19 protein-coding genes are annotated in these 19,707 nt (G+C 73.0%); 8 read left to right on the top strand and 11 right to left on the bottom strand.

Annotated features, from left to right (window positions below; translation table 11 throughout):
- Positions 1–51: 51 nt before the first annotated feature.
- From Actob_RS16600 to Actob_RS16610, 3 genes are read left to right on the top strand one after another with little or no spacing between them, the layout of a single operon-like run.
- On the top strand, positions 52–546 hold the full coding sequence (locus Actob_RS16600) for a nitroreductase/quinone reductase family protein (RefSeq protein WP_284921097.1): 495 nt from the start codon (positions 52–54) through the stop codon (positions 544–546).
- Positions 543–1,409, top strand: a complete 867-nt coding sequence (locus tag Actob_RS16605; RefSeq protein ID WP_284921098.1) for an NmrA family NAD(P)-binding protein — start codon at positions 543–545, stop codon at positions 1,407–1,409. Before Actob_RS16600 ends, Actob_RS16605 begins: the two co-directional genes overlap by 4 nt.
- Positions 1,406–1,981: a TetR/AcrR family transcriptional regulator gene (locus Actob_RS16610; protein WP_284921099.1), complete on the top strand. Its 576-nt coding sequence runs from the start codon at positions 1,406–1,408 to the stop codon at positions 1,979–1,981. Before Actob_RS16605 ends, Actob_RS16610 begins: the two co-directional genes overlap by 4 nt.
- A gap of 30 nt (positions 1,982–2,011) precedes the next feature.
- On the opposite strand, the gene Actob_RS16615 is transcribed toward Actob_RS16610, so the two are convergent.
- A complete protein-coding gene (locus Actob_RS16615; RefSeq protein WP_284921100.1) occupies positions 2,012–4,624 on the bottom strand; it encodes a sensor domain-containing protein in 2,613 nt (870 codons plus the stop codon).
- A 249-nt stretch (positions 4,625–4,873) separates the two neighbouring features.
- Between Actob_RS16615 and Actob_RS16620 the strand changes: the two genes are divergently transcribed.
- On the top strand, positions 4,874–5,566 hold the full coding sequence (locus Actob_RS16620; protein ID WP_284921101.1) for a hypothetical protein: 693 nt from the start codon (positions 4,874–4,876) through the stop codon (positions 5,564–5,566).
- A gap of 57 nt (positions 5,567–5,623) precedes the next feature.
- On the opposite strand, the gene Actob_RS16625 is transcribed toward Actob_RS16620, so the two are convergent.
- The 4 genes from Actob_RS16625 to sigK form a co-directional block, all read right to left on the bottom strand.
- On the bottom strand, positions 5,624–7,126 hold the full coding sequence (locus Actob_RS16625) for a molybdopterin-dependent oxidoreductase (RefSeq protein WP_284921103.1): 1,503 nt from the start codon (positions 7,124–7,126) through the stop codon (positions 5,624–5,626).
- A complete protein-coding gene (locus Actob_RS16630; RefSeq protein WP_284921104.1) occupies positions 7,126–7,770 on the bottom strand; it encodes a fasciclin domain-containing protein in 645 nt (214 codons plus the stop codon). The genes Actob_RS16625 and Actob_RS16630 overlap by 1 nt, the downstream gene beginning before the upstream one ends.
- Before the next feature lie 71 nt (positions 7,771–7,841).
- Positions 7,842–8,567: an anti-sigma factor gene (locus Actob_RS16635; RefSeq protein WP_284921105.1), complete on the bottom strand. Its 726-nt coding sequence runs from the start codon at positions 8,565–8,567 to the stop codon at positions 7,842–7,844.
- Positions 8,564–9,184 carry an ECF RNA polymerase sigma factor SigK gene (sigK, locus tag Actob_RS16640; RefSeq protein WP_284921106.1) on the bottom strand — a complete coding sequence of 207 codons (621 nt, stop codon included), beginning with the start codon at positions 9,182–9,184 and terminating at the stop codon, positions 8,564–8,566. Before sigK ends, Actob_RS16635 begins: the two co-directional genes overlap by 4 nt.
- A 258-nt stretch (positions 9,185–9,442) precedes the next feature.
- On the opposite strand from sigK, the gene Actob_RS16645 reads away from it, so the two are divergent.
- Positions 9,443–10,504, top strand: a complete 1,062-nt coding sequence (locus tag Actob_RS16645) for a YihY/virulence factor BrkB family protein (protein ID WP_284921107.1) — start codon at positions 9,443–9,445, stop codon at positions 10,502–10,504.
- Between the two features lie 143 nt (positions 10,505–10,647).
- Here Actob_RS16645 and Actob_RS16650 read toward each other — a convergent pair whose 3' ends face one another.
- The 4 genes from Actob_RS16650 to Actob_RS16665 all read right to left on the bottom strand — a co-directional run bounded on the left by Actob_RS16650 (position 10,648) and on the right by Actob_RS16665 (position 13,731).
- Positions 10,648–11,100: an SRPBCC domain-containing protein gene (locus tag Actob_RS16650; protein ID WP_284921108.1), complete on the bottom strand. Its 453-nt coding sequence runs from the start codon at positions 11,098–11,100 to the stop codon at positions 10,648–10,650.
- Positions 11,101–11,190: 90 nt separating this feature from the next.
- Positions 11,191–12,366 (bottom strand): UDP-N-acetylglucosamine--N-acetylmuramyl-(pentapeptide) pyrophosphoryl-undecaprenol N-acetylglucosamine transferase, encoded by a 1,176-nt coding sequence (locus Actob_RS16655; protein WP_284921109.1) that lies wholly within the window; start codon positions 12,364–12,366, stop codon positions 11,191–11,193.
- An 81-nt stretch (positions 12,367–12,447) separates the two neighbouring features.
- Complete coding sequence (locus tag Actob_RS16660; protein ID WP_284921110.1) at positions 12,448–13,224, bottom strand: inositol monophosphatase family protein; 777 nt, start codon at positions 13,222–13,224, stop codon at positions 12,448–12,450.
- A gap of 39 nt (positions 13,225–13,263) precedes the next feature.
- A complete protein-coding gene (locus Actob_RS16665; protein ID WP_284921111.1) occupies positions 13,264–13,731 on the bottom strand; it encodes an OsmC family protein in 468 nt (155 codons plus the stop codon).
- Between the two features lie 256 nt (positions 13,732–13,987).
- Here Actob_RS16665 and Actob_RS16670 point away from each other — a divergent pair, with 256 nt between their 5' ends.
- On the top strand, positions 13,988–15,187 hold the full coding sequence (locus Actob_RS16670; protein ID WP_284921112.1) for a cysteine desulfurase-like protein: 1,200 nt from the start codon (positions 13,988–13,990) through the stop codon (positions 15,185–15,187).
- A gap of 59 nt (positions 15,188–15,246) precedes the next feature.
- Positions 15,247–16,410, top strand: a complete 1,164-nt coding sequence (locus tag Actob_RS16675; protein WP_284921113.1) for a PP2C family protein-serine/threonine phosphatase — start codon at positions 15,247–15,249, stop codon at positions 16,408–16,410.
- A gap of 22 nt (positions 16,411–16,432) precedes the next feature.
- Here the strand turns inward: Actob_RS16675 and Actob_RS16680 are convergent, their stop codons facing one another.
- A complete protein-coding gene (locus Actob_RS16680; RefSeq protein WP_284921114.1) occupies positions 16,433–17,395 on the bottom strand; it encodes a phage tail tip lysozyme in 963 nt (320 codons plus the stop codon).
- A 192-nt stretch (positions 17,396–17,587) separates the two neighbouring features.
- Here Actob_RS16680 and Actob_RS16685 point away from each other — a divergent pair, with 192 nt between their 5' ends.
- Positions 17,588–18,256: an HAD family hydrolase gene (locus Actob_RS16685; RefSeq protein ID WP_284921115.1), complete on the top strand. Its 669-nt coding sequence runs from the start codon at positions 17,588–17,590 to the stop codon at positions 18,254–18,256.
- Here Actob_RS16685 and Actob_RS16690 read toward each other — a convergent pair.
- On the bottom strand, positions 18,190–19,614 hold the full coding sequence (locus Actob_RS16690; RefSeq protein ID WP_284921116.1) for a helix-turn-helix domain-containing protein: 1,425 nt from the start codon (positions 19,612–19,614) through the stop codon (positions 18,190–18,192). The two genes, Actob_RS16685 and Actob_RS16690, sit on opposite strands and share 67 nt — an antisense overlap.
- Positions 19,615–19,707: the final 93 nt, after the last annotated feature.

Genomic DNA, 19,707 nt, shown 5'->3' on the forward strand with positions numbered 1-19,707 from the left:
GACAGGCCCTACGACCCTTTTCGCTACGCACCCGTAGCGTACTTTGATGTCATGGCCGTCTCCTTCCGCCCCGCCGTCGAGCGTGCCCAGCCTCCGAAAGCGCCCTACCGGGTCGTCAACCAAGTGATGCGTTGGCTGCTCAGCAGCCCCCGCCGTGCCCAGCAAATCGGACAGCACCTGTTGCTGCTGCATCTCACCGGGCGCAGATCCGGGCGCCGGTTCGTGCTGCCGGTCGCCTACCACGACGCCGGCGACGGCCGGATCCTCGTGCTGACCAGCTCGCCGTGGCGCGCCAACCTGCGCGGCCGTGCCGAGGTCGAGGTGACCCTGCTCGGCGAGCGGCGGCCGGCGCGGGCGCAGCTCGTGGAAGACCCGGACCAGGTCGCCGCGGTGTACCTGCGACTGATCGTGGCGGCCGGCCGGCGCCGGGCCGGCCGCCGTCTGGGCATCCGGATCAACGTGGACCGGGTGCCGACACCCGGCGAGCTGGCCGAGGCGTCCCGTCGTGACGGCCTGGCTCTGATCTACCTGGATGTCACCCGATGACCGCGCCGATCCTGGTGACCGGGGCGACCGGCAACGTCGGCGGCGCCGCGGCCCAATCCCTGCTGGCCGCCGGGTTTCCGGTACGCGTGGCGGGCACCGATCCCGGCCGCCTCCGCTCCCGCTTCCCCGGCGCCGAACCGGTCCTGCTCGACCTGCGCCGCCCGGACACGTTCCCGGCGGCGGTGCGCGGGACCGGCGGCCTGCTGCTGATCCGGCCGCCCGCTGTCGCCCGCGTCGGCCCGACCCTGAACGCGCTGGTCGACGTGGCCGCCCGGGACACCGGCGGGCACGTGGTGTTCGTCTCGGTCACCGGCGCCGACACCCGGCGCGTGGTTCCGCACCACCGGGTCGAGAAGCACCTGAGCGCGTCGTCGTCGCCGTACACGATCCTGCGGCCCGGCTTCTTCGCGCAGAACCTGGCCGGCGCCTACCGTGACGACATCCGTTCCGATGACCGGATCTACCTGCCCGCCGGGCGGGGCCGGGTCGCCTTCCTCGACACGCGCGACATCGGTGACGTGGTCGCCGCCGTCTTCGCCGACGCCCCCGCCCACCGCGGCGTGGCACACACCCTCACCGGGCCGGCGGCGCTCACCTTCGACGAGGTCGCCGCCCTGCTCACCGGGACACTGGGACGGCCGATCCGCTATCGGGCAGCCAGCGTCGGGGGCTATCTGCGCCATCTGCGGCGTCAGCGTCGCCTCCCGCTCGCCCAGTGCGTGGTGCAGACGGTGCTGCACACCGGCCTGCGCCGGGGGCAGGGCGAGCGTGTCGATCCGACCATCACCGGGCTGTTGGGGCGGCCCCCGCGGACCATGGCACAGTACATCCGTGACCATCGCGAGGTGTGGCAGCGGCCATGAGCCGGCCCACTGACCCCCGGGTGCTGCGCAGCCGGGCCAGCGTGCTGACCAGCGCGCTGGCACTGCTCGCCGAGCGGGGCGTCGCCGGCACCACCATCGAGGCGGTGGCCGAGCGCTCGGGCGTCGCCAAGACCACCATCTACCGCCAGTGGGACAGCCAGACCACGCTCGTTCTGGACGCCTTCGACAGCGTCCTCGCCGCGCCGTCGGACCCGGCCACCGGCAGCCTGCGCGACGACCTGGTCCAGCTGCTCACCGGCTTCGCCGAGGCCCTCCGGGTCAGCCCGGCCACCGGACTGATGTTCGCGCTCATCGACGCCGCCGAACGCGATCCCGCCTTCGCCGCCCTGCACCGCCGGCAGGCCGAGAACCGCCACCGGCTCATCCTGCGGGTCCTCGCCCGGGGGATCGAACGGGGCGAACTGAGCGCCGACGCCGACCCGGCCGATCTGCTCGATCTGCTCGCCGGGCCGATCTTCCACCGACGTGCCGTGACGGGCCGGACGCTCGACGCCGCCTTCGCCGAGCGGGTGGTCGACCGCGTGCTCATCGCGTACCGGGTCGCCACCTGACGGCGGCGCTCCTCGACCGCCCGGCGCGTCTCAGGTCGCCGACCGGGGCAGCCCCGCCACGCCGGCCAGGCGCATCGCCACCTCCCGCAGCTCGGCGTTCGGCACCGGCCGGGACCAGGTGTAGCCCTGGCCGCGATGGCAGCCGAGCAGGCGCAGCGCGGTGGCCTGCTCGGGACTCTCGACGCCTTCGGCGACCGTACGCATCCCGATCGCCTCGGCGAGTTTGACGACTACCTCACTGAGCGCGGTGCCCGCCCCGGGACCACTGATCGGATCGACGAAGCTCTTGTCGATCTTCAGGATGGTGGCGGGGAGCTTCTGTACGTAGCTCAGCGAGCTGTAACCGGTGCCGAAGTCGTCGAGGGCGAGCTGCACGCCGCAGGCGCGGACGGCGTGCAGGGTCTCCATGGCCGCCTCCGGTTCACTGATCAGCGCGGTCTCGGTGATCTCCAGGATGAGCCGCTCCGGCGCCAGCCCGGTCTCGGCCAGCGCCGTCTGCAGGTCGGCGAGGAAGCGGGGGTGGGTCAGCTGCCGGGCCGACACGTTGACGCTGACCGAGGCGTCCGCCATGATCGGCGCCTGGTGCGGCCACCCGGCGGCGTCCCGGCACGCCTGGTGCAGCACCCAGCGTCCCAGATCGACGATGAGGCCGCTCTCCTCGGCCATCGGGATGAACCGGTCCGGTGCCTGCATGCCGTGACCCGGCCGATGCCAGCGCACCAGCGCCTCGGCCCCGACCGGCCGCCCGGTGTCCAACGCGATGATCGGCTGGTAGTGCAGCACCAGTTGCTCGTCGGTGATCGCCCGGGCCAGGGCGATCTCGTCGTCCATCCGCCGCTTCGCCGTACCGGCCATCGCCCCGTCGAAGACCACCACCTGGTCCTTGCCCCGGTTCTTGGCCTGGCGCAGCGCGGCGTCGGCGTCCCGGAGCACCGCGGCCGGGAAGTGGTCCGGATCGTCGCCGGTGACGGCTCGGATGCCGACGCTGGCCCGCAGCATCAGTTCGTGCCCGCCGATGGCCAACGGCTGGCGCAGCTCGTGCAGCAGCCGGTCGGCCAGCGGCAGGAAGGGCGACCCGGCCGGCGATGGCGTGCCCGGCATGGTGGCGACGACGACGAACTCGTCGGCGCTCAGGCGCGCCACCAGGTCCTCGGCGCCCACCGCGGCGCGGAGCCGGTCGCCGGCCAGCCGCAGGACCTGGTCGCCGAGGGCGTACCCCAGAGCGTCGTTGATCAGCCGGAACCGGTCGAGATTGATGAGCAGCAGGGCGGCCTGCCGCCCGTCGGCCTGCCGGATGCGCCGGATGTGATCGAGCAGCAGCCGCCGGTTGGCCAGATCGGTGACCGGGTCGTGCGTCGCCTGCCAGGCCAGCGCCTCGCTGGTACGTTGCCGCTCGACCACCCGGCCCAGCGCGAGGCCGATCTGCTCGAGCGCCTGGATCAGGTCGTGTTCCGGTGCCGGGCAGTCGGCCGGCAGGTAGAACCCGAGCATCCCGGTGACCTCGCCGCCGGCCAGGACCGGTACGGCCACCGCGAAGCCGATCCCGCACTCGGGCACGGCCGGGCCCATCTGTCGCAGGCCCTCCGGGCCGGAGACCCGGGCGACGGCGCCGAACGCGAGTTGCTGCTCGGTCGGCGCGCTGCCCCGCTCGGCGAGCAGACGCAGACCGCACCCGGACGCCGGGCCCGGGGTGGCATGCGGGTGATCGCCGACGTGCCAGACCACCGGCCCGCCGCCGGCCGTCCACGCCTGACCGGCCAGCCAGCCCAGCCGGGTGCACACCTGGCGCACCACCTCGGCGGCCGCCTCGATGAACGAGTTCGCGCTGTTGGCGGTCACCGCGGCATGCCTGATCAGCGCGGCGGCCTGTTCGGCGCGCCGTTTGACGGTGACGTCCCGGGCGATCGCCGTGAACCGGGGGTGGCCGTCATGCTGCCACGTCGACAGGGACAGTTCGGTCAGCAGCTCCCGGCCGTCGGCGTGCCGGGCGGCCACCTCCACGGTGCGACCGAGGAGGGAGTCGTCCCCGGCCAGCAGGCCGCCGAGCCGGGCGGCGTACGCCGCCCGCAGGCGTGGCGGGACGAGCCGGTCCAGCGGACGGCCCAGCATGTCGGCGGCCGGGTGACCGAACACCCGTTCGGCGCCGTGGTTCCAGGCGACGACGATGCCGGTGTCGTCGAGGGTGACGATGCCGTCGGCGGCGGTGCGGGTCTCGATCAGGCGCTGCTGCGCCGCCCGTTCCTCGGTGAGCGACTCGATGGTGCTCAGCAGCTGCCACGAGGTGTCGTCGCCCTGCTGGACGAGATAGCTGGAGACCAGGGCGACCAGCAGCGTGCCGTCGCGGTGCCGGTACTGCTTCTCCCGTACCACCGAGCGGCGGGTCCCGGAGATCAGCTCGCCCATCATCGCCACGTCGGAGTCGTGCTCGCCGGCCAGTGTGACCTCGCCGAAATGCCTGCCGAGCAGCTCGTCCACCCGGTAACCGAGCAGCTCGGCGAAGGCGCGGTTGACCTCCACGTACCGGCCGCTGTCGTCGACGACGGTCAGGCCGGTGGAGGCATTGTCGAACGCGGCACGCAGCCGCGCGCCCGCCTCCGCCCGGACCTCTGGCGGAGGTTGCGTCCGAGAGCTGTCTTCGATCACCAATGACTCCCCGTACGGCTGGAACGCCGGACATGCCGGTCCTGCTGATCGGCGGGGAGCGTGCCGATCTGAGCGTGGCGGCCCGGTCATCGCCACGATCGCGCTCAGTCGCCGCCGCCTCGCTGCCGACCCATCGTCACCCATCCGGGTTATATGTACTTTTTGCGGCAATCTGCTGACATGGCGACGCCGAATCCCCGGGGCAGGGCCATCACCGACGGTGGCTCGTGAGACCGAGGAGATGCCATCATGTTCGACCTCAATCGACGCCGGTCCGGACGCGCCGGCCGGCTTCGGCGCTGGGCCGTTCCGGTCACCGCCGCCGTGATCGTTCTCGCCGCCGGCGGTGGTGTCATCGCCAAGGCCGCCAGTGCCGCCGAGTCCGGAGGGCGCGGGCCGGACGACTTCGGCATGACCATGGGCAGTCACGCCGGCCACGCGTCGAGTTTCACCTACCACCACGGCTTCTACTGCGACACGCACGTTCGCGCGGAGTCGGCCACCGGCTGTGAAGCCGGCGCGGCGGCTCGGGTGGCGCCGGCCAAGCACGTCGATCCGCTGTTCATCACGGTGCCGCTGGGGTTCACCGCCACGGGCCTGGACTGCCCGGACAGGCTGACCTGCGTCGATCACCCGATGAACCTGGACATGACACGCCTGGCCACGGCGCTCGCCCCGGTCTACCGGACCACTCCGGAGAAGCTGACGCCGGCGCTGCGGAACTTCACCACGCCCGGACACGACCACTTCGTCGGCACCAGGAACGGCGGCAAGCCGGAGTGGTGGGACGTCCGGGTGGTCGGTGTGACCGACCCGGCGACCTACCGTGCGATCCAGCACCACCGGAGCTGGGCCTACCTCGACGGTCTGATCAAAGCCAAGAACGAGCACGTGGTCGGGCCGATCCCGACCAACATGTTCCTGTTCTTCGCCGCACGCTGACCCATACCCGCGTGGTGCGCCGGGGCCGAGGCCGCGGCGCACCGCCGTCACCGACGCTCAGTCGACCGTGACGCGGACGGTGTGCCAGCCGGTCGCGCCCGCCGGGAACGGGGTGGCGCGTGTCCCGGGCTGCACCGCGCCGCTCCGGTCGGTCGCGCGCACCGCGAGCGCGTGTGATCCGCTGGTCGCCGGCCAGTCGAAACGCCACTGCGTCCAGGTGTCGGCCGAGGCGGTGGGGAGCAGCTCGGCCGGCCTCCAGGGGCCGCCGTCGACACTGACCTCCACGGTCTCGATGCCGCGGCGCTGGGCCCAGGCGACACCGGCGACGGTCACCCGTCCGGCCGCCAACCGGGCGAACGGCTTCGGCTGGTCGATCCGGGACGCGGTCCGGACGGTGCCCTGCCGGTCCCACCCACGCTTGACCCAGTAGGCATCGAACTGATCAAAGGTGGTCAGCTCCAGCTCGGTGACCCATTTGCAGGCGCCCGCGTAGCCGTACAGCCCGGGGGTGAGCATCCGCACCGGGAACCCGTGCTCGAGCGGCAGCGGCGCACCGTTCATCCCGACCGCCAGCATCGTGTCGCGCCCGTCGAGCGCTGTCCCGACGGGTGTGCCGATCGTCATCCCGTCGACCGATCGGGCCACGATCTGGTCCGCGCCGCGGTGCACGCCGGCCTCCCGCAGCAGTGCGGCCAGGTGCACGCCGAGCCACCGGGCGGTGCCGATGTAGGGGCCGCCGACCTCGTTGGACACGCAGTTGAGGGTGATGTCGCGGGCGATCAGCGGCCGGCGCAGCAGATCCGCGAGAGACAACTCGATCTCCCGGTCAACCATCCCGTGTATCCGCAGGCGCCACGTCGCCGGATCGACGCGTGGCACCGTCAGCGCGGTGTCGACGCGATAGAACCTGCCGTTCGGCGTGGTGAAATCGGCGGCGACGCCGGCCGGCAGCGGCGGGGCCGGATCGGCGGCAGCCGGAAGCCGGACCGCCTCGCGGGACTTCCCGGCGGCGCTTTCCCGCTGGCCGGAAACGGTCAGAGCCGCGGCTTCGGCAGCACCGGCGCCGACCGCCAGCAGCGCCAGGCGCAGAACCAACCGACGATCAACACCGGTTTCCGGTACGGCCACGGCGACGCCCCGCCGCTCGCGCCGCAGCCACCACAGTGCCAGCGCGGCGACCACCGCGCCGAGCATGGCCGGGACCACGTCCACCACCGTCGCGGCCGGCCGGGACAGCACGGCGGCCGCCCCGGCCGCGCCCAGCAGGCCGGTGCCGGCCACGATCGCGGGCGGCCACCTCGTCGCCGCGATCCCGGTGACCGCCGCCAGGGCGGCCAGCACCACGCCGATCACGGCCAGCAGCACCGGCTTGTCGGTGGTGCCCAGCTCGCGTACGGCGAACTCCTTCACCGCGGTGGGCGTCGCGTCGATGACCGCGCCGCCCACCGCCACCAGCGGTCCGGACCCGGGCCGGGTCGCGGCCGCGAGGAGTTCCGCGGCCGCGATCCCGGAGCCCGCCGCGACGATCCCGCCGATCGCCCCGTACGGTGTCTCGCCCATCAGCTCTTCGGCATCAGCACGGCGTCGATGATGTAGACGTTCGCGTTGGCGGTCTGCACGTTGCCGCAGACCACCGACGCGGCGTCGGTGCCCGCCTTGAAGTTCTCACCGCTGCCGGTGACGGTCAGCTCCTGGCCCTGCAGCGTCTTGTGCGATCCGGCCAGGTCCGCCGGGGTCAGCTTGCCGGGCACCACGTGGTAGGTCAGGATGCTGGTCAGCGTCTTCTTGTCGGCGAGCACCTTGTCCAGGGTCGCCTTCGGGATCTTCGCGAACGCGTCGTTGGTCGGCGCGAAGACGGTGATCCCGTCGGCGGAGTTCAGCGAGTCCACCAGGCCGGCCTTCTTGACCGCGGTGACCAGCGTGGACAGCAGCGGGTTGCCGGACGCGGCGGTGGCCACCGGGACCTTGCCCATCGCCTCGAAGCTGCCCGCGTTCGCCGGGTCGGCCGGCACCGCGGCGCAGCCCGGACCGAAGTTCACCATGTCGGTGCCCATGCTCGGCGCCATGCTGGGCGCCGCCGAGGTCATCGTCGGCGCCGCGGCCGCCCCGGCACTGGTGCTGTCATCGCTGTCACTGCCGCAGGCCGCCAGCGAGATCGCGAACAGGGTCGCGGCGGTCAGGGCGGTGAGCTTCGTTGCACGCATCGGTTTGTTCCTCCTATGTCGGGACTTACACCGATGATTCGGAGCGGACCGCCCGCCGGATTGGTGGCATCTCAGATTGTTTTCACGCCGGCCACCATGTCGGTCGGCGCCGGTGATCCGCCGGGCGGCTCCACCGAGACACCGACCACGGACACCGGCTGCACGCCGTACAGGATCTTCACGGCCGTGGTCTGACCGGCGGCGAGAACGTCCTCGGACACCGCCTTGCCGCCGCGGACCGTCCACAGTTGGAAGACGCGGCCGTCCGCCGGTGGGGCATCGGCGGCCATCAGGATCACCGCCGAGTCACGCAGCCGGGAGTACGCCACGGTGACCTTGCCCCCGCTGCTCAGCGGCTGCACGCGCAGCACCACGTCGGGTGCGGCCAGGATGGTGCGTACCTCGGCCTCGCGGTCACGGGCCGCCTCGGCGGCGGTGTGCTCATCGCGTACGCGATGCTCCTGGAAGGCGAAGACCGCCGTGCCCGCGCCGGCCGCGGCGAGCACAGCGGCGGCCGCGGCGACCCACCGCGTCCGGTACGCCCGGCGCGGCCGGCGTGGCGTCTCCACCGGCACCTGCCGGGTCGTCGCGACAACGGCCAGGACGTTGTCGCGCATCCTCGGTGGTGGCACCGACCAGGCGCCGTCGGCCAGCCGGGCGGCGGCCTCCCGCAACTCGGCGGCCTCGACCCGGCAGTCGTCGCATTCGCGCAGGTGCCGATCGACGGCGGCCCGTTCGAGATCGTCGACCGCGTCCAGCGCGTACGCGCCGATCAGCGAGTGAATGTCAGCAGTCATGCCGTCGCCTCCACACCCAGGCAGTCCCGCAGCCGGATCAGGCCGTCGCGCATCCGCGTCTTCACCGTGCCCAGCGGCGTCTGCAGCAGTTCCGCGACCTGCGGATACGAGTGCCCCTGGTAGTACGCCAGGGTGACCACCTGCCGTTGCAGGCCGGTCAGTCCGTCCAGGCAGCGCCGCACCTGCTGACGCTCCAGGCGACCGGACACCTCGTCGGCCACCTGGTCGTACGGCGTGTCGATGGCCGCCGCCCCGGCCCGGACCGTGCGCTCGGCCGCCGCCTGTTCGGCCCGGACCCGGTCGACGGCCCGCCGATGGGCGATGGTGAACACCCACGACGTCGCCGAGCCGCCCGCCGGGTCGAACCGGGTCGCGGTACGCCACACCTCGACCAGCACCTCCTGAGCCACCTCCTCGGCCTGCGCGGGATCCCGCAGCACCCGCCGGACCAGCCCGTACACCCGGGGTGCCACCACGTCGTAGAGCCGGGCGAACGCCCTCTCGTCGCCGCGACCGACCGCCCGCAGCAGCTCGTTCGCGTCCACCTGTCCCGGTGATCCCGGGCCGGGCACCGGACTCAGGTGCTCCGCCCGGCGGCTCGTGCCGCGCTCCGCCATCAAAGAACCATCCTTCTTCGCTCCGACGCACTCGTGATGAGCTCCGACGCACTCGCGATGAGCTCTGACGCACTCGTGTCGAGGTCCGGCGCACTCGAGACGAGTTCCGGTGCACTCGTGAGGATTCGGAGCCGGGGCCTCGCCGGATGGGTCCGTATCCCGAAAATTCCCCCAGCGCGCGGACCCGCCGGGAGGGATTGAAAATCGGGCGGCGGGGGATTGCAGGACCTGCAGGACGACCTACTCAGGAGGCGCGCAATGAGCGTGAAAGACAATCGCGACAGCGGCGGCGACGGCTCCGACTCGGTCGCCACCACCCGGACGGGTGATGACAAACCCTACGACCTGTCCGCGCCACCACCGGACGCCGGCCCGGACAGCCCCGCCCAGCTGTCGGGCACCGGCCTGTTCGCCGCGCTCAAGCGGACCTTCAAGCAGTTCTCCCAGGACAACATCTCCGACTGGGCGGCGGCCCTGACCTATTACGGTGTGCTGTCCATCTTCCCCGGACTGCTGGTCATCGTGTCGTTGCTCGGCATGCTCAACGACAACGGCCAGAAGACGGTCCAGGACGCGGTGCACGACCTGGCGCCCAGCCCGCAACTGCGGGACCTGGTCGACACGGTGCTGACGCAGGTGCAGGACCCGGGCAAGGCGGGTCTGGCCGCGATCATCGGGATCATCGTGGCGTTCTGGTCGGCGTCCGGTTACACGGCGGCCTTCATGCGGGCGTCCAACGCCGTCTACGACGTTCCGGAAGGGCGTCCGATCTGGAAGACGCTGCCGATCCGGGTGGGCGTCACCGCTGTGGTCGGTCTGGTGCTCGTCATCTCCGCGGCGATCGTCATCTTCACCGGCGACGTCGCCCAGATCGTCGGTGACAAGCTCGGGCTCGGCTCGGCGGCCGTGACGACCTGGAACATCGCCAAGTGGCCGGTCCTGCTGGTCCTGGTGAGCCTGATGTTCGCGATCCTCTACTGGGCCTCGCCGAACGCGAAGACTGGCGGATTCCGCTGGGTCAGCCCCGGTGGCCTGTTCGCCGTCCTGGCGTGGGTCCTGGCGTCCGTCGCGTTCGCGGTCTACCTGGCGAACTTCGCCAACTACAACAAGACCTACGGCACCCTGGGCGGCGTGATCGCGTTCCTGGTCTGGATGTGGATCAGCAACATCGCGATCCTGCTGGGCGCGGAGTTGGACGCCGAGTTGCAGCGCGGCCGGGCGATCGCCGCCGGCCACGACCCCACCGACGAGCCGTTCCTCGAACTCCGCGACGACCGGAAGATCAAGCCGGGCAGCGAGCAGGGGCTGAGTACCAACTGACCGGGCCGGCGGCCACCCGGCGCCAAGCGTTCCCGGCGCCGGCTCGGCGATCCGCTTGACGGCGCGCAACCGCGGGTCCCGCTCGCGAGCGTGGTGGCCGTGCCGGCCCCGTCGCCGGCCAGGACCTCTAGGGTCCGCACCGGTCAGGCCCGCGGGGCTTCCGCCTCGTCGCGGACCTCGGCGAGCTTGCGCGGCCATCCGGCGTCGTTCGCGGAGTACCGCGCGGCGAGTTCCTCGGCGGGGACGTCCAGGCCGGCGAAACCGCTCTCCGTCACCTCCAGCCGGGTGCGGCCGGCCCGCTCGGTCAGGGTGAGCTCGACCAGTGTGGCGGCGGCGCCCGGCTCGGCGCCGGCCGGTCCGGGCGCCCAGTGGAACGTCAGGCGATGGGCCGGCTGCACCGTGCCGATCCGGGCGAGCAGCGTGCCGTGGGTGGTGTGGTGGCCGAACAGCAGCCGGCCGCCGGGGCGCAGATCGAGCTCGGCCGGCGCGCCGCCGCCGAACCACCGGCCGAGGAAGGCGGGTGCGGTGAGCGTGGCCCAGACCCGCTCGGCCGGCGCGTCGATCTCGCAGCGGTGACTCATCGTGTTGGCGACCATCGTGACAGCTCCTCCGTGGTGGAGCCCGATCGTCGCAACCCGCACGGCTGACGCGCAAACCCGGGGTCGCGCCTCCTCGTCGCGGGTTGATCAGTGGGCGTGTCCGGCGGCCGCGGTGAGGATCTCCGTGACGACGTGGTCGGCCGCGGCGGGCCTGCCCTGGTGAGCGGCCGCCTGGGCGAGGTGGTGACGGCGCTGCGGGTCGGTCAGGAGAGCCAGCACGCTGTCGCGCAGCCGGGCCGGGGTGGCCTCGTCACCGTCGAGCATGATGGCGGCGTTCTTCTCGGCGAGGTGGCGTGCCGTGATGCGCTGCTCGTCACCGGCGGCGTGCGGATAGGGGATCAGTACGCAGGCCTTGCCGAGCGCGGTGAGCTCGGCGACCGTCCCGGCGCCGCTGCGGGCCACGACGATGGTGGCGGCGGCCAGCAGGTCCGGCATCTCGTCGTGGATGAAGTCGGCGACCCGGAAGCGCTGGGCCAGCGGCGCCGGGAGGTCGTGGGCCACCTGCTGCATCTCAGCGTGGTCGAGGCTGCCGCACTGGTGGACGATCTGGCAGTGCGGCAGCAGGTCGGGCAGGGCCTCGGTCAGCATCCGGTTGACCTGTCGCGCGCCGGAGGCGCCCCCGGTGACCAGCACCAGCGGGATCGCCGGGTCCAGCCGGTACGCGGCCAGGCCGTTCGCCGGGTTGCCCTGCATCATGGCCGGCCGGACCGGGTTCCCGGTGACGACCGCGCGCGGGCGCGCCTTCGGCGGCAGGTGGTCGAGCGAGGCCTCGTGGCTGAGCAGGATCCGGGTGGCGAAGCGCGCCAGGATCCGGTTCGCCAGGCCCAGGATGAGGGTCTGCTCGTGCAGCAGGTACGGCACCCGGAACAGGCGCGCGGCCAGGCCGATCGGGACCGAGACGTAGCCGCCGGTGCTCAGCACGACAGCGGGGCGGGTGCGGGCGACGGTGAGCGCCGCCTGCACGACGCCCAGCGGGATCCGGAAGGCGTCCGCGATGTTGCTGCCCAGCTGGCGCAGGCTCGGCGACCGGCGCAGCTTGCCGGTGGTGATCGCCTTGAACGGGATGTTGTTGCGGGCGGCGACGGTGGCTTCCAGGCCGTTGGCGACGCCGACCCACAGCAGGTCCGGCACGTCACCGGTGGCGGCGAGCCGGTTCTGCAGGGTGGTGATGGTGGTCAGCGCGGGATAGGTGTGCCCGCCGGTACCACCACCGGTGACGATCATGCGGAGGGCGTGCAGGCGCTGGGTGCTGTAGAGGGACATCCTGGCCAATCCGAGATCGGGTACCGGTCGGGGGTCGAGGCAGTTTAGCGACAGCGAGGTGTCGCGTTTCGCCCGACTTTGTCAGAGCGCGGCGCGGACCCGCTCGGCGAGGGCGGGCCACAGCGGTGCGGCGGCGCCGATGGTCAGCTCGGTGGAGAAGTCCGGCCCGTGCCCGCCGAGGACCACGCCCGCCTCCCGCGCGATCAGCGCACCGGCGGCGATGTCCCACAGGTTCGTGTCCAGGGCCACCCCGCCGTCCAGGCGGCCGGCCGCCTGGTAGGCCAGGTTCAGCGCGGCCGGGACCCGGCGGATGTCGCCGGAGACCGGCAGCAGCGCCCGGATCACCCGGGCGGCGCGCTCCTTGGTGGCCGGGTTCGGCTGGAAGCTGACCCCGATCAGGGCCTGCTCCAGCGGCGGACCGGACGAGGCCGTGATCGGCTCGTCGCCGAGCCGGGCGCCACCGCCGTCGACGGCGCTGAACGTCTCCCCGGCGGCCGGGTCGTGCACCACCGCGAGGCGGGCCCGGTCCTGCTGGTAGAGCGCGATGCACACCGACCACGGACCGGTACGGCTGATGTAGTTACGGGTGCCGTCCAGTGGATCGACGACCCAGGTCCACCCGGTCGTACCGGAACCGCCGTGGCCCTCCTCGGCCTGCACCGCGTCGTCCGGCCAGGCCGCCCGGATCGCGTCCACGATGAGCCGCTCACTGGCGATGTCGACGTCCGAGACGACGTCGTTGACATGCGCCTTGGGCGCCCCGACGGTCAGGCTGTCACGCCTGTCGAGCTGCAGCTGCCCGGCCCGGACGGCCAGGGCGGCGACCAGGTCGCGGGCCGCGAGGAGATCCCGATTCATCATCGGCAAGGTTAACCGACGGCGGTGCCGGGCCGGGCGTCAGCCGACCGGCTCCGGCTCGTGCCGGACCGGGAAGTTGACCGAGTTGGCGATGAAGCACACCCGGTGCGCGCGTTCGTGCAGGTCGGCCAGCAGCCCGGCCTGGGCCGGGTCGGCCAGGGTGACCCGGGGCCGCAGCGTCACCTCGTCGAACTGGCCGCTGCCGTCGGCGGTGGTGGTCATCGTGCCCCGCGGGGTGTCCGAGTAACCGGTGACCACGACCTTCGCCGTGGTGCACAGGTGCAGGAACGACAGCATGTGGCACTGCGACAGGGCGGTGAGCAGCAGCTCCTCCGGGTTCCACCGGGCCGGGTCGCCGCGGAACGTGGGATCGGAGCTGCCGGCGATCGGCGCCTTGCCGGCAGCTGTCACGTCGTGGTCGCGGGTGTAGTCGCGGTAGGAGCTGGTGCCGGTCCCGGTGTTCCCGGTCCAGGTCACCGTCACCTCGTACCGATGGGTCTTCGACATGCCGGTCACCCTATCGGTCAGCGCCCACCACGCGGGCAGCGCCGGCTCGCCGGCGAAAGGCACTTCGAAGTGCCCTCTGTGCGGTACGCCGGCCCGCTCCTACCTTCGACCGCATGACCGAGTACCGCGTGCACACCTACACCGCCGGCGAGGCGGGCCTTGGCCTGGATGATCGGGCTGGGCGCGGACGCGGTAGCCGCCGAACTGGCCACCGGCCGGACCTGATCCGCCGCCCCGGCGGACATAGGTTGGGGGCATGAGCCTCGACGTGACCGCCCTCCGCAGCCATTTCCCCTCCCTCGACCACGGGCTCGCCTTCTTCGACGGCCCGGGCGGCACGCAGACCCCGCGCCCGGTCGCCGACGCGATAGTGGCCACCCTGACCGGGCCGCTCTCCAACCGCGGCTCGGTCAGCGTCTCCGAGCTCAACGCCGAGCGGGCCGTCACCGAGTTCCGCGCCGCCTACGCCGACCTGCTCGGCGTGCCCGCCGCCGGCATCGTGCACGGGCGCAGCGCCACCCAGCTCACCTACGACTTCGCCCGCCACCTGGCCAAGAGCTGGCAGCCCGGCGACGAGATCGTGGTCAGCCGGCTCGACCACGACAGCAATGTGCGCCCGTGGATCCAGCAGGCCGACCGGTCCGGCGTCACGGTCCGCTGGATCGAGTTCGACACCGAGAGCACCGAGCTCGATGTGGACTCGCTGCGGCGGGTGCTGTCGCCGCGTACCCGGCTGGTCGCGGTGACCGCCGCCGCCAACCTGATGGGCACGGTCCCGCCGGTGCGCCAGGTCGCCGACCTGGCCCATGCGGCGGGAGCCCTGGTGTACGTGGACGGTGTGCACTACGCGGCTCACCGCCTGGTGGACGTGGCCGAGTTGGGCGCCGACCTGTTCGTCTGCTCGCCCTACAAGTTCCTCGGCCCGCACTGCGGGGTGCTGGCCGGCGCACCGGAGCTGCTGGCGACGATCCGGCCGGACAAGCTGCTGCCCTCGCCCGACGCGGTGCCGGAGCGTTTCGAGTTCGGCACGCTGCCGTACGAGATGCTGGCCGGTGCCACCGCCGCCGTCGACTTCCTCGCCGGGATCGATCCGGGCGCCGGGGTCACCCGCCGGGAGCGGCTGACCAACTCGCTGGCCTCGGTGCACGAGCACGAGACCGCGCTGCGCCTGCGGCTGGAGGAGGGGCTGCGCGAGCTCGGTGACGCGGTCACCCTTTACTCGCGGGCCGCCGAGCGCACCCCGACGCTGCTGATGAGCTTCGCCGGCCGGGACGCCCGGGACGCGCAGGTGCACCTGGCCGGCCGGGGCGTGCTGGCGCCCGCCGGGTCGTTCTACGCCTGCGAGCCGTTCGCGGCGATGAAGCTGGAGGCGCCCGCCCTGCGGGCCGGCCTGGCCCCGTACACCACCGCCGACGAGGTGGACCGGCTGCTCGACGGCCTCGCCGCGTTTCTCTGACGGATCGGTTACTGCGTTATCGCCCGGCGGGTTGGAAGATGGGTCTGATGCTCGCGCCAATGGAGGCCGTTCGCCGGCTCATGGATCTGCGGCACCGCGGCCGGGCCGAAGACCTGCCGCAGGTGCTGGCCGCCGCCGCCCCACTGCTCGACGCCGAGCGGGCCACCGTGCTGCTCGTCGACTACGGGCAGATCGCGCTGCACCCGTTGCGCGGCACCACGGTGGACCCGGCGGTCTCGCTGTCCCTGGAGGACTCGCTCGCCGGCCTGGCGTTCACCACCGCCGAGCCGCAGTGGCTCGACGAGGCCGGCGGCGGGCTCCTCTGGCTGCCGCTGCTGCACGGGGCGGAACGGCTCGGCGTCCTGGAGTTCCGGCTCAAGGCCGAGCCGGAGGTCGCCTCCCGGCACGATCTGGAGGTGATCGCCGCCCTGGTGGCCGAGCTGATCGCCAGCCGGCGCTTCTACGGTGACGCGGTGGAGTACACCCGGCGGCGGCTGCCCATGCAGCTGGCCGCCGAGATCATCTGGAACCAGCTGCCGCCGCTGACCTTCGCCGTCGACGGCACCATGGTCACCGCGGTGCTGGAGCCCTGCTACGACGTCGGCGGGGACGCGTTCGACTACGCGGCGAACGACGACGTGCTGCACGTCGCGCTCTTCGACACGGTCGGGCACGGGATCAGCGCGAGCGCGCTCACGACGCTGGCGCTCAACACGTACCGTAATGCTCGTCGCTCCGGACTGTCGCTGACCGACACCTGCCGCTCGATCGACAAGTGGATCCGGGCGCAGTACCCGGGGGCCTTCGTCACCGCGCTGCTCGCCGAGCTGGACATCGAGACCGGCATCTACCGGCGGATCAGCGCCGGCCACCCGGCCGAGCTGTTCCTGCGCGACGGGCGGGCCCGGTCGCCGCTGCCCACGCCGAACACGTTGCCGCTGGGCCTCGGGCACATGCTGAACCGGCCGCCGCGGGTCGTCGAGCACCAGCTGGAGCCGGGGGACACCCTGGTCCTCTACACCGACGGCATCACCGAGGCGCGGGACGCCGCCGGGACGCTGTTCGGCACCGAGCGGCTCAGCGCGTTCCTGCTGGACGCGCTGAGCCAGGGCACCCGGGCGCCGGAGGTGATGCGGCGCCTGATCCAGGCGATCGTCTCCTACGAGGACGGCGAACTGCGGGACGACGCCACCGCGGCCATGCTGCAGTGGCGTCGTCACTGACCGGCCGGTCAGCGACGGCCGGTCACGGCAGGGTGGCCCGGGCCTGGTGGGCGAAGGCCCGCCGGACGGCGAAAACGCTCTGCACGGCGGGGTCGGTCCGGGGCAGCCGATGGCCGGACGCGTCGAGGATCGCGCCGGGGACCTCGAAGCCGTAGACGATCTCGTCGCTGGCCTCGTCGACAGTCACCGCCGGGGCCGTGACGACGGCGAACACCGCCCGATAGCCGGTGCGCATCTCTTCGACCAGATAGTGCAGCTGCGCGTCCATGCTGAGCAGCGCCTGCGCGCCGAGCGCGCGGCCCTGGTAGACGTGGGTGAACAGGCCGGACCGCCGGCTCGCGGCGGTCCACTGCGCGAGGCCGGCCCCGGGCAGGCGGGGACCGTGGGGCCGGGCCCGCAGCATGATCTCCTCCGGGGTGAAATCGACGACGACACCGTCGAAGTTCCTGGCCCGCATCGGGTGGTCCGCGGTGCTGCCCTCGATCCGCGACGGGATGACACCGGACTCGGCGAGCAGGTTGCCGACCACGCCGGCGGCGCCGTCAGCCGGGAATCCGTACTGGTGGACCAGCTGGCCAGTGGCGTACCGCAGCCGTTCGGTGAGGGGGACCGCGGGCCAGTCGCCGGCGGCCGGGACAGCCGCGCCGGGCGCGGGTGCGGGGATCTCCAGCACGTCGCCGGCCGGCGTCCAGGCGAGGGTGCCGCCCTCGAAGTCGGAGCTGCGGCCGTCGGCGCCGTCGGGGTATTCGTCGGTGATCGGAAACCCCCACGCCCCGGCCGGGCCGCCCTGGCTCTCGTAGTACTCGCGGAGCCGGCCGTGCACCTCGTGCATCCCGCGCTCGGGATGCGCGGTCAGCAGGGCGAACCGGTGTCGCCGCAGCTGTCCCGCGCCGACCGTCTCCACGACACCGGTCGCCGGTCCGGGATCGATCCCGGCCACGCGCATCCGGTCGGCCTTCTGGTCGAAGTCGCCGTCGGTTGCCATCTGTCACCTCGCTGGGTCGCTAGCGTCCCCAGCAGCATCTGACGAAACCTGGCCGCGAATGCCGGCATCTGCCGACCGGACGGCCATCTTGCCCGAACGGCTTACCGGCGCCGGCCGCCGGTAAGCGCCGGGCCTCCCCGGCCGCCGCGACCGGCGTGGTTCGCCCCGGTGATCCGGGGGTAACCCGCTCGCATGCGATCCGGCGTTCTCTTCGACGTCGACGGCACCCTCGTCGACACCACCTATCTGCACACCGTCGCCTGGTGGGAGGCGCTGCGCCAGGAGGGCGCCGACGTCCCGATGGCGAAGATCCACCGAGCCATCGGGATGGGTTCCGACAACCTGCTCGACCACCTGCTCGGCGAGGACCGCGACAGGGACCGGGACGAGCGGGCCTCGACCGCCCACGACGTGCTCTACGGAGCCTGGTGGGAACGGCTGCGCCCGCTTCCCGGAGCGCCCGAGCTGCTGCGCGCGGTCGCCGATCGCGGCCTCGCCGTGGTGCTCGCCTCGTCGGCCAAGGAACCGGAACTCGAGCAGCTGCGCCGGGTGATCGGCGCGGACGACGTGATCGCGGCCGCCACCTCGTCCTCCGACGCCGAGCACAGCAAACCCGCGCCGGACATCCTGCAGGCCGCCCTCGGCCAGAGCGACGTGGACCCGCACGCTGCCGTCTTCGTCGGCGACTCGGTGTGGGATGTCCGGGCCGCCGGTCGCCTGGACATCCCGTGCATCGGCGTGGCCTGCGGCGGCACCTCGGCCGACGAGCTGAGCGCGGCGGGTGCGGTGGCCGTTTACGACGACCCGGCGTCCCTGCTGGCCGCCCTCGACGAGTCCGCCATCGGCAAGCTCCGCGGATAGCCGCGGGCGGCGAGCTCCGGCGGGGGCGGGCCGGCGCTGACCAGCTCGGCCAGGGTCGGCGCGCTGGTGGCGCCGTTGTCCGGGGCCGGGTCGGCCAGGGTGGGCAGCCAGAGCCGGTAGGCGAGGGTCTCGGTGTACCAGCGGATCGGCACCGCCCGGTCGGGTCGCATCCGCTGCAGCACCGCGGTGCGGCGGGCTCCGGAGAACCAGGCGAGCACTCGCGCGGCGCACGGCACCGGCATCTCCGCGAGCACCTCGCCGACCGGCCGGGCCGGCAGCGGGGCGAGCCGGTCGGCGGCCTGCCTGTCGGTCATGCCGAGCAGCCGGGCCGCGGCCTGGTCGACGGGCATCTGCTTGATCATCGCCGCGGCCTCCGGCGCGGGCAGCTCGGTGAGCAGACCGGTGGCCGGGTCGGCCGGCAGGGCCACCAGGAGCCGTGCGGCGACCCCGGGACCGGCCGCTCGCAGCAGGGCGAGCGAGCCGTCGAAGCCGAGGCTGAACAGCAGCTCGCCGGTGACCGCCGCGGGCAGTCGCGTCCCGGTCAGCAGTGCCGCCCGCTGCTGCGCCGGCATCCCCCTCGCCGCCCGCCGCACCAGCTCGACCCCGAGGTGCGGCAGGAGCGGGCCGATCGCCGCGCCCGGCATGGCCACCAGCGCGCGCGCCGCCGTCTCCGGGTTCATCGCCGTCAGGTGGGCCACCGCGCCGGTGACCGGGGTCAGTGCCAGTAGCCGGGCGGCCGGGCCCGGCGGGATCGCGTTGAGGCACGCCACGGCGTGCTGCGGCGACAGCCCGTTGAGATGCCCCACGGCCAGCACCGGGTCCATCGTGGCGAGCAGTTTCGCCACCAGGGCCGGGTGCAGCCGCCGCAGGAACGCGACGACCGACTCCGGGGCCCGGGCGGCCAGCAGCTCGGCGGCCTTGTCGACGGCGGTGCCGCCCAGTTCCAGCAACAGCTCGTCGGCGTCGGTCCGCTGCTCACCGGTCACCGGCTCGGCGACGCGCTCGGCCCGGAGCCGTGGTGCCGCCGGGTGCGGCGCGCGGCCCCGCCGACCGGCCACCCGGTTGCGTGCCGCCGTCCACCAGGCCAGCTGGCTGTCCGGCACCCCGCAGGCCTCGGCGATCAGGTAGACCACCTCGACGCGCGGCAGCACCCGGCCGGACTCGGCGTTGCCGAGGGTGCTGTGCGGCAGTCCGGTCACCGCGGCCAGCTGCCGCAGCGTCAGCGGATTGTCGGTGGGCGCCGGCCGGGGCGCGGTCAGCCGCAGCTGCCGTAGATGTTCGGCCAGGTCGGCGACGGTCTCGGTGGCACGCGGATCCGGCGGCGTCGCCGGCGCCGGCGGGCGGGCTGCCGGTTCCATCGGCCCATCGTGTCCTACCCCGTCCGGCGTTGTCCCACGAGACACCCGATCGGGTGACCGGCGGGTGACGCACATCGGGTCCGGTCCGGCACG

The organism is Actinoplanes oblitus (genome assembly GCF_030252345.1).
Lineage (GTDB): Bacteria > Actinomycetota > Actinomycetes > Mycobacteriales > Micromonosporaceae > Actinoplanes > Actinoplanes oblitus.

Coding starts and splice junctions, on each gene's coding strand:
- Actob_RS16660 (WP_284921110.1), bottom strand. CDS start 13,224: ATGAATCGGGATCTCCTCGCGGCCCGCGACCTGGTCGCCGCCCTGGCC.
- Actob_RS16690 (WP_284921116.1), bottom strand. CDS start 19,614: ATGGAACCGGCAGCCCGCCCGCCGGCGCCGGCGACGCCGCCGGATCCG.
- Actob_RS16650 (WP_284921108.1), bottom strand. CDS start 11,100: ATGGTCGCCAACACGATGAGTCACCGCTGCGAGATCGACGCGCCGGCC.
- Actob_RS16645 (WP_284921107.1), top strand. CDS start 9,443: ATGAGCGTGAAAGACAATCGCGACAGCGGCGGCGACGGCTCCGACTCG.
- Actob_RS16620 (WP_284921101.1), top strand. CDS start 4,874: ATGTTCGACCTCAATCGACGCCGGTCCGGACGCGCCGGCCGGCTTCGG.
- Actob_RS16600 (WP_284921097.1), top strand. CDS start 52: ATGGCCGTCTCCTTCCGCCCCGCCGTCGAGCGTGCCCAGCCTCCGAAA.
- Actob_RS16670 (WP_284921112.1), top strand. CDS start 13,988: ATGAGCCTCGACGTGACCGCCCTCCGCAGCCATTTCCCCTCCCTCGAC.
- Actob_RS16655 (WP_284921109.1), bottom strand. CDS start 12,366: ATGTCCCTCTACAGCACCCAGCGCCTGCACGCCCTCCGCATGATCGTC.
- sigK (WP_284921106.1), bottom strand. CDS start 9,184: ATGGCGGAGCGCGGCACGAGCCGCCGGGCGGAGCACCTGAGTCCGGTG.
- Actob_RS16665 (WP_284921111.1), bottom strand. CDS start 13,731: ATGTCGAAGACCCATCGGTACGAGGTGACGGTGACCTGGACCGGGAAC.
- Actob_RS16680 (WP_284921114.1), bottom strand. CDS start 17,395: ATGGCAACCGACGGCGACTTCGACCAGAAGGCCGACCGGATGCGCGTG.
- Actob_RS16630 (WP_284921104.1), bottom strand. CDS start 7,770: ATGCGTGCAACGAAGCTCACCGCCCTGACCGCCGCGACCCTGTTCGCG.
- Actob_RS16675 (WP_284921113.1), top strand. CDS start 15,247: ATGGAGGCCGTTCGCCGGCTCATGGATCTGCGGCACCGCGGCCGGGCC.
- Actob_RS16605 (WP_284921098.1), top strand. CDS start 543: ATGACCGCGCCGATCCTGGTGACCGGGGCGACCGGCAACGTCGGCGGC.
- Actob_RS16625 (WP_284921103.1), bottom strand. CDS start 7,126: ATGGGCGAGACACCGTACGGGGCGATCGGCGGGATCGTCGCGGCGGGC.
- Actob_RS16635 (WP_284921105.1), bottom strand. CDS start 8,567: ATGACTGCTGACATTCACTCGCTGATCGGCGCGTACGCGCTGGACGCG.
- Actob_RS16610 (WP_284921099.1), top strand. CDS start 1,406: ATGAGCCGGCCCACTGACCCCCGGGTGCTGCGCAGCCGGGCCAGCGTG.
- Actob_RS16685 (WP_284921115.1), top strand. CDS start 17,588: ATGCGATCCGGCGTTCTCTTCGACGTCGACGGCACCCTCGTCGACACC.